This is a genomic window from Candidatus Hydrogenedentota bacterium (assembly GCA_019695095.1).
GTDB lineage: Bacteria > Hydrogenedentota > Hydrogenedentia > Hydrogenedentales > SLHB01 > JAIBAQ01.
The window spans coordinates 1-7,971 of record JAIBAQ010000233.1 but is presented as its reverse complement, the minus strand read 5'-3'; the positions used below and the strand labels follow the sequence as shown (position 1 = coordinate 7,971).

The 7,971-nt window shown below is 56.4% G+C and carries 4 protein-coding genes; 1 reads left to right on the top strand and 3 read right to left on the bottom strand.

What is annotated here, in order from left to right:
- The 3 genes from K1Y02_23465 to K1Y02_23455 all read right to left on the bottom strand — a co-directional run.
- Nucleotides 1–770 (bottom strand): threonine aldolase family protein (locus tag K1Y02_23465; GenBank protein MBX7259341.1); only part of this gene is annotated, 770 nt, incomplete at its 3' end.
- Nucleotides 767–2,641 carry a tRNA uridine-5-carboxymethylaminomethyl(34) synthesis enzyme MnmG gene (gene mnmG / locus K1Y02_23460; GenBank protein MBX7259340.1) on the bottom strand — a complete coding sequence of 625 codons (1,875 nt, stop codon included), beginning with the start codon at nt 2,639–2,641 and terminating at the stop codon, nt 767–769. The genes K1Y02_23465 and mnmG, both read right to left, overlap by 4 nt.
- 167 nt (nt 2,642–2,808) lie before the next feature.
- Nucleotides 2,809–4,275, bottom strand: a complete 1,467-nt coding sequence (locus K1Y02_23455; GenBank protein ID MBX7259339.1) for a hypothetical protein — start codon at nt 4,273–4,275, stop codon at nt 2,809–2,811.
- 387 nt (nt 4,276–4,662) lie between these two features.
- On the opposite strand from K1Y02_23455, the gene K1Y02_23450 reads away from it, so the two are divergent.
- Complete coding sequence (locus tag K1Y02_23450; GenBank protein MBX7259338.1) at nt 4,663–7,755, top strand: hypothetical protein; 3,093 nt, start codon at nt 4,663–4,665, stop codon at nt 7,753–7,755.
- Nucleotides 7,756–7,971: the final 216 nt, after the last annotated feature.

The window sequence follows — 7,971 nt, the reverse complement described above, 5'->3', positions numbered from 1 at the left end:
TCGTCTTTGAGACGGTCGATGTGGTGGTCGAGCGCATAGTTGGCGGCTGCGGCGAGGACGCCAACTTGGCGCATGCCGCCGCCGAGCATCTTGCGGTAGCGGTGGGCGTGGTCGATGGTGGTGCGGTCGCCGGCGAGGATGGAGCCGACGGGCGCGCCGAGTCCTTTGGAGAAGCAGAACGAAACCGTGTCGCAGTGGGCGGCGTATTCGGCTGCGCTGACGCCGGTTTCGACGACGGCGTGAAAGAGCCGTGCGCCATCGCAGTGGAGCCGCATGCCGCGCTCGTGGACCGATGCGCCGATAGCCGTGACCGTTTCGATTGGGTAGATGGCGCCGCCGCCGCGATTGGTCGTGTTTTCGATAGCGACGAGCGTGGTCTGGGAAAAGTGGTGGTCGTCGCTTTGGACGATGGCGTCCGTGACATCGACGGGGGAGAGGATGCCGAAGTCGCCGCAAAGCGTTTTCGTCATGACACCCGCAACCATGCCGAGTCCGCCGGATTCGTAGTTGAAGGGGTGCGCGTCGCGGTGAAGGATGACGGTGTCGCCAGGGCGCGTCTGCGCGACCACGGCCAGCAGATTGGCCATCGTGCCGCTGGGCACGAAGAGGGCCGCTTCCTTGCCGAGCATTTTGGCGACGCGCTGCTGCAACGCGTTCACCGTCGGGTCCTCGCCGAACACATCGTCGCCGACTTCCGCATGGGCCATGGCTTCCCGCATGCCGGACGCGGGCCGGGTGACGGTATCGCTGCGAAGATCGACGGGCGTCATGCGGACTTCTGCTCCATGCGCGTCAACTTTTCGAGGTAGATGTGCAACGCCGCGATATCCGTGGCGCGAACACCGGGAACGCGTCCCGCTTGCCCGAAATTGATCGGTCGGACCTGGTTGAGTCGCTCCATGCTCTCGCGCGGGATGCCGGGTACGGTGCGGAAATCGAAGCCTTCCGGAATGGGGCGCAGTTCCGAAGCGCGCATGCGTTCGATGTCGCGTTCCTGGCGCTCGATGTAGCCCGCGTATTTGGTTTCGATTTCGACCTGCTCGCCTTCTTCGAAGGTGAGTGGTTCGGGCGGCGGCGAAAGTTGCCAGACTTCTTCAATCGTGAGTTCCGGCCTGCTCAGCAGTCGCGACACCGGTTGCGGTTCGTTCATGGGCACGAGGCCGCGCGCGGCAAGGAATCCGTTAACCTCCTGCGTTGGCGAAAGGACCGTGCTCTTCAGGCGCATGATCTCGCCGCGGATGCGGTCGTACTTGATGCGCGTTTGCTCGACATAGTCATCACTTGCGATACCGTACTTGGCGAGGCGATGGTCGGCGTTGTCATGGCGCAGCAGGAGGCGGTATTCGGCGCGCGAAGTGAATAGACGGTAGGGTTCAAGAACGCCTTTTGTTACAAGGTCGTCGACCAACACGCCGATATAGGCTCTACTGCGTGAAATGTAGAGCGGTTCCTGTCCGCGCAACGCGCGGATGGCGTTCAAGGCCGCGTAAAGACCCTGTCCTGCCGCTTCCTCATAGCCCGATGTGCCGTTGATTTGTCCCGCGTGGTAAAGGCCACGCACGCGTTTTGTTTCGAGCGTCGGCTTCAGTTCCGTGGGTTGCACAAAGTCATACTCGACGGCGTAGCCGTAGCGCACCACTTCGGCATGCTCGAGGCCGGGGATGGTGTGGAGCATGGCGAGTTGAACATCTTCCGGCAGGCTGGTCGAGAGACCGTTGACGTACACTTCGGGCGTATTCAGCCCTTCCGGTTCCAGGAAGATGCGATGTTGATTCTTGTCCGCGAACCGAAAGACCTTGTCCTCGATACTGGGGCAATACCGGGTGCCCGTCGCCCCGATCTTCCCCGTGAACATGGGCGAGCGGTCGAGGTTTGCTCGAATAATGTCGTGCGTGCGCTCATTCGTGGACGTGAGCCAACACATGATCTTGTTGGGACTGAAGCCTTCGATGGGCGTTGAAAACGAGAAGGGCCGCGGGCGAACGTCGCCGGGCTGTTCGATGAGGGCATCGTAGTCAATCGAATCGCAGTGCAGCCGCGCACAGGTTCCGGTCTTCTGACGGTTAACCTGGAATCCGAGGCGCTTATAGGTTTCCGACAACGCTTGAGCGGGCATTTCGCCTGCCCGTCCACCGGGGACATCGCGCATTCCGTAATGAAGCTTGGCCCCAAGGAAGGTTCCGGTACACACGATGACGGCGCGCGTGGAGATTTCCTCGCCGCCCGAGACGATCACCCCGGCTATGGCTCCGTCGTAAATGACGAAGTCTTCCACGGCGGTGGACATCAGCGAGAGGTTTTCCTGCAGCTCACAAACCCGTTGCATGTCCTTTTGATACGCTTCACGGTCGGCCTGGGCGCGCGGCGAATGGACGGCCGGGCCTTTGGAACTGTTGAGCATCTTGTACTGGATGCCGGTACGGTCAATGCAGCGCCCCATTTCGCCGCCGAGGGCGTCAACCTCGCGGACGACCTGACCCTTTGCTATCCCGCCGATGGCCGGGTTGCAGCTCATTTTGCCGATGGTGTTGACGTCGAGTGTAGTCATGAGGGTGCGGAAGCCGCTTCGCGCGCACGCGAGCGCGGCCTCAATGCCGGCGTGTCCGGCTCCAACTACGATTACGTCAACGTCTCGGGTCATGGTGTGTGGCTTAGGGTTGTCATTGCGATTTAGGACAATATCCGGGGTGCGAAAGTCTATCAGATGGGTAAGAGACCCGCAAATCGTCACAAGGAAGTGTTGCCGTTCTTCAGTAGCGCCTGGCTTCCACGGCGGGCGTCCCCTGGCTTGCACCGGTCGCTACAGAATCAAGATTTCCGAGAATCAGGGACAGACCCGTCTTCGCTCCCTGCGGTCGCTTCGCTTGGGTCAGTCCCCGAGTTCCGCTCCGGGTCTTTGTAGACGGATTCGGCGAAGGCGCGGAGGGGTGTGTTTTTGGCGAAGGCTTCGGGCGGGATTTTGCCTTCGCGGAGATCGTGGAAGTAGCCCTGGAGAAACTCGGCGTGTCTCCTTAGGTGTTCGTTTTCTTGTTTGAGGACCGCAAGCTCGCTGTCGTCGTAGTCGCCGGGTTGGGGCGGCAGGTGAAGATTGCCGAGGATGCGGGCGGCGAGTTCTTCGGAGACGGTGTGTTTTGCGGGCCGGTAGGATGCGAGGACGCGGTCGCGTTCGGTCTCGGCGAGGCGTTCGTCGAGGTAGATGACGTTGTCGAAGGCATCGGCCATTTCTACGTCGCGGCCTTGGGATGCGGCTTCAATGGACTGGCGCAAGTAGGCCTTGGCGTGAAGCGGTTCGGATTCGGGGTCGAGTTGGGCGGCAACGAGGGAGTCGGGGTCGACGGCGGTGTCGTGTTGGGCGCGTTGGGCGTGGCGAGTAACGCCTTCGAGTACGGGGGGCGCCCCTGCGTGTTTTTGACGGGGCAAGGGGGTATACCCGGGCGTCTGGAGCACTTTCAGGGCAGCGCGGAATTCGCGCATGAGGCGGAAGAAGGCGTTGAGCGTACTCGAGTTAGGCGCTTGGGAAATGTAGGGAGCGCAGCTGTTCTCTTGGGACTCGCTGGACAGTGCGAACGGGTCTAGGGTCTGGGGTTTAGGGTCTGGAAGAGAAGAGCCCCGAACTGAATGGGCGCCGCCTGAAGTGTCGCCGAAGAGGTTCGTGTTTGTGAGTTGGACGGCGGCGGCGTTGATGAGAACTTGGAGCAGTGCGACGTTGTGTGCGACGTGGGTGCCGATGGGGTTTGGGTAGGGCTGGGATTCGACGACAGCGAGGGCGTCGGTGAGCATGGTGTTGTATTCGGTGAGTTGGTAGGGGCAGAGGGGTGCGGACGAACACCGGCCAACACCGACTGACACGGACGGGGACACGGACGAAAACACGGACGAAGTGGACGAAGTGGACGCAGTGGACGGGGAATAGGACGGATTGGTCGGATCTGACTGATAGGACTGATCGTGGTTCGCGTTGGTGCAGGGGCAGTTCTTCCAGTGTGGACAGTTGGGCGCGCAGGTGCGCAGGCGGCGTGTGTAGAGTCCGTGGATGACGCCGTTGCGGTTGCCGCGTGGTGCGCCGGTCAGAACGAGGCCGCCGTGGAATTGGCAGCGACCGGATGAGTGATCAGATGTGTTCGTGCAGGGAGTGCCGTCGGGGAGGCGTGCTCCACAGATGCGGCGGTTGAGTTGGGTTTCGCTGGCGTCAATGGTGGCGATCCATTCGGCGGACCAGGTGCGTGCACAGGGGGTGCCGGCCTGGGTGGTTGTGAAAGCGGGTTTTCTTGGCATGGTTGTAATCTCCTCGTATATATGCGCGAGTTCGTTGCACTGGGAGGAGGGAAAAGAGGCTGTGAAGAGAAGTCTTAGCGGTCGTCAGCCGACAAGTGTGTCATCGGAGTGGCGCGTGGATTGTCGAGAGAATATTCTGAAGACGGAGAGAATCCGGATCACGTTGGTGCCTGTTTTCAGTTCTGTTTCTAAAAACATACCTCTTTCCGACTGGCGAAGCGACCCGAATGAACGTCGTTCTGTAATTGGGAACAAGTAGGGTCCTCAATGAGAACTTGATTAGCAGAAGTCTCATGTGCTGGACTCAAGTAATCAAGTGATTGTCTAATTGGGGTATTGGCATCCGTCGGCGTCTACCGCTCAGTCTGGTTGGAGGTGTACAAACTCATGTCCGCGATTCTTGGGATTAATAGGCTGCAAGATACGCAGCTCTTTAAGCGGCTACAGAGCCTGGAAAGCGATAGCCCGGAAGGGCAGATAGCAAAACAGATGACAGGTGTTCTTCCGTCCCTGTGCGATAAAGCAATGGCTCGAATGAAGGCGATGCCCGGTCTGCACCCCCAGTTTACATTGCACGACGCGACCCATTTACTGCGAGTCACAGAAATTGCCGGCATGGTTCTAGGCAAGACAGTTGATTCGCTAAGTTCTGTGGAAATCGCATTGCTCATTCTTGCAGCTCATTATCACGACCAAGGTATGGTTCTCGATCGTGATGCATTCGAGGATCTAGTGGCATCAGATGAATACAAGTTGCATTGCGAGCAATGGAGGATTGAGCATCCGAACTTTCGGGAAACCGAAGTTCATTTGGCAGACCAGAACTTGTCTGCCGACGAGAGAACACGATTAGCTGCAAAGATCGCAGATCTACTGCAGGCTATGACCGCTGATTTTGTGCGACTGCGACACGCGGATTTCTCCGCTGAATATATCAGAGGACATTTAGGTAAGGAAGTGCAGCTGGAAGTATACGGAGTGAATATTTCGGACATGCTTGCAAATATATGCTTATCGCATGTCATGGAACCTAAAGCTGTCAAATCCGAGGCCAATCTGCCAATAGACGGACGCTTTGGGAGAATTCGAGTAAACGCTCGATTTCTCGCTTTGGTACTGCGGCTCGCGGATATTCTTGACTTTGATCGAGAGCGAACCCCCGATGCGATATACAGAACAATACACTTCACGAGTCCTGTGAGCATATCAGAATGGGAGAAGCACCGCAGTGTCCAGGGGTGGGTCATCAACTCAGGACAGATTCAGTTTCACATGTCTTTTGACCATCCAATCTATCAAAAAACCGCATCCCTTTTTATGGACAGTATAGATGTGGAGCTGCTAAATGCGTGGGAAACAGTGAGGACATTCCCTGCTGCGGACGGAATCGCAGATGTTTATACGCTTTCTCTTCCGCTACGTGCAGACCGCTCTAAGATGGGTCCCAAAGATAACGCGTATGTTTGGCACGATCTAGAGTTCTCATTATCCCGTGACGAGGTTGTCAAACTACTTATGACTGAGAATCTATACGATCGGCCCAACCTGTGCATAAGGGAATTGTTGCAGAACTCCCTCGATGCGCTCAGATATCGATCCGCGTTGCGCCGTGCTGATGGGGCGACATTGACGAATGCAATAGTCGAATTTGAACATGGAGTTGATTCAGACGGCTACGAATTCCTGCAATGTCGCGACAACGGAATTGGAATGGATGAAGAGATCATTACTCAGTTTCTCACAAAAGTCGGTCGCAGCTACTATCGTTCTCCGATATTTGAACGCGAACGTGTTCGTTTTCGCATGCATGGAGTGGATTTCGATCCTTGTTCGCAATTCGGTATTGGTTTCATGTCATGTTTCATGCTTGCAGACCGTATCCTAATCACAACCAAACGTGACTATGGCCTAGCACGTGGCCACGGTAAAGGAATCGACGTTGAAATCAGTGGCTTGGCTGGCACAATTGTCATAAAGGAAAGGTTGGGCGAAACCCCTGTAGGGTCCACTGTGCGCTTGGCGATGCGTAAGAGGCCCGCGTGGTTTGACGAGTTGGAGGACAAAGTTCACCTATTGAGTGTCATCGAAGGCATCACAATTGCAGCTGAGTTTCCCGTTGCTGCGAAATGCAGCATCCCAGAAATTGCTGGAGAGATCCGAATTGCGCCAGAAATTGCAGAGTGCTGGAGAAGATGGGCGAAATCTCACGGGGTACGAGAGATTGTTCTTTCACAGTCGTTTCGCGATTTCCACGATGATTTGCAGGGAAAGGTACAAGAGGTTTTCGTATGTAGTGCCCGTGGAAAGCTCTGCTTGTCTGATTCGCGCGCTAGGTGGAGGCCGCCTAACAAAAGAGAGGAACACTCAACTTTTGTATTCGGTGGTGCAAAGATAGACTCGAGGGGTCTGATGCACGGAGGGAGAGTAAGCCTGGATGGGATTCTGGTTGGCGGATATCCTGGTCGAAGTGAACCAAGAACTGACTTAGGGCATTACAGTGTCCCCGTCCATAGTTCGTCGCCATTCATAATGGACGTTAGAGGAGCACTTAAGCCCGAAATTACGCCAGCGCGTACGCCCCCGATTAGGTCTTTCAGAAGATCTGTGGGATGGTGGCGGCTTCAAGGACTTGTGGACAAGGCAACTGGCCGCATATGGGAGCAAGTTCTTCAAAGACCCGAGATTGTCGACTCCCCACTGCTATTCTGGCAGCTGGTCGCGATCTACGGTTTCTGGCCACTGCAGCTCCGCGCAGACGTTGTGTGGGATCGTGTAACCGTGCCACTACTAGACGGACGGAAAATAGGAAGTTGGCTAAAGCTCTCTGAACTCGATGGAATATCCACGTGTGAAGAGAGCGAGGAGTATCTTTCGCTGTGGACAAAGACAGGGCACAGGATTGGATTTGATCAGAGAATTCTAAAATGGTCACGGGCGAGATTTAATGCCCTGGAATCCAAACTCCGTTCCCTCGTCCTCTCGTCATGTCTGGTCAAGGTAAATGCTAGACAAATTGTATTCATTCCCCAAGCACCGAACGCCCCCTTTGACACACTCGATGAGCGGAGACTCAAGTCTGAGCACGGTTCTAGTGTCTTGGCGCTCCCCTATAGCACGAAGGAGTCTCGCACAATTTGCGCTACGAATCTCGTCGAAACCGTAAATTCCGGCCATCCGTTGGTACAGCTGGCGCTGAAATCAGATCTGAGTGCAAATACAAGTGAAGTTGCTGAGTTCGCAAGGTTTGCGTGTTTCTGTTTGAGCGACACAAGGACTCACATATCTCTTGAAAATCACAAAGTGTCTAATTGGATGGCTTCGCTTGGACGAAGCTATATGCGAGTTAACTGGGACCGTTATGGAGAGGACCTAGCGGCACCATATACGGTCGTCTATATGAATGCAGGCCGGATCAGGACGCGAGTCATCGGTCATTCAGATTTCGAGGCGTGGGCACGTGTTAGGCGTGTGCGCGACTAACCTGACGAAGCCTTGCATTCCGGTAGCGCCGCGGTCGATGACCGCGGCGTGGTGTAGGCCGCAGGTTACGGACAACGTGTGGCATAAGGTGTCCTGACCAATACTTGAGTTGACAGTATCCCTTTGGCGTTGGTTACGTTTTCAGTTCGTTATGCCGCGGGTTCCGCCGCTGCCGCCGCCTCCGACGAGCTATCCGTAGGGCCCATTCTCGGCGGC

What these genes read in the sequence shown, in the direction of transcription:
- K1Y02_23455 (MBX7259339.1), bottom strand. Translation starts at nt 4,275, where the DNA reads ATGCCAAGAAAACCCGCTTTCACAACCACCCAGGCCGGCACCCCCTGT.
- K1Y02_23450 (MBX7259338.1), top strand. Translation starts at nt 4,663, where the DNA reads ATGTCCGCGATTCTTGGGATTAATAGGCTGCAAGATACGCAGCTCTTT.
- mnmG (MBX7259340.1), bottom strand. Translation starts at nt 2,641, where the DNA reads ATGACCCGAGACGTTGACGTAATCGTAGTTGGAGCCGGACACGCCGGC.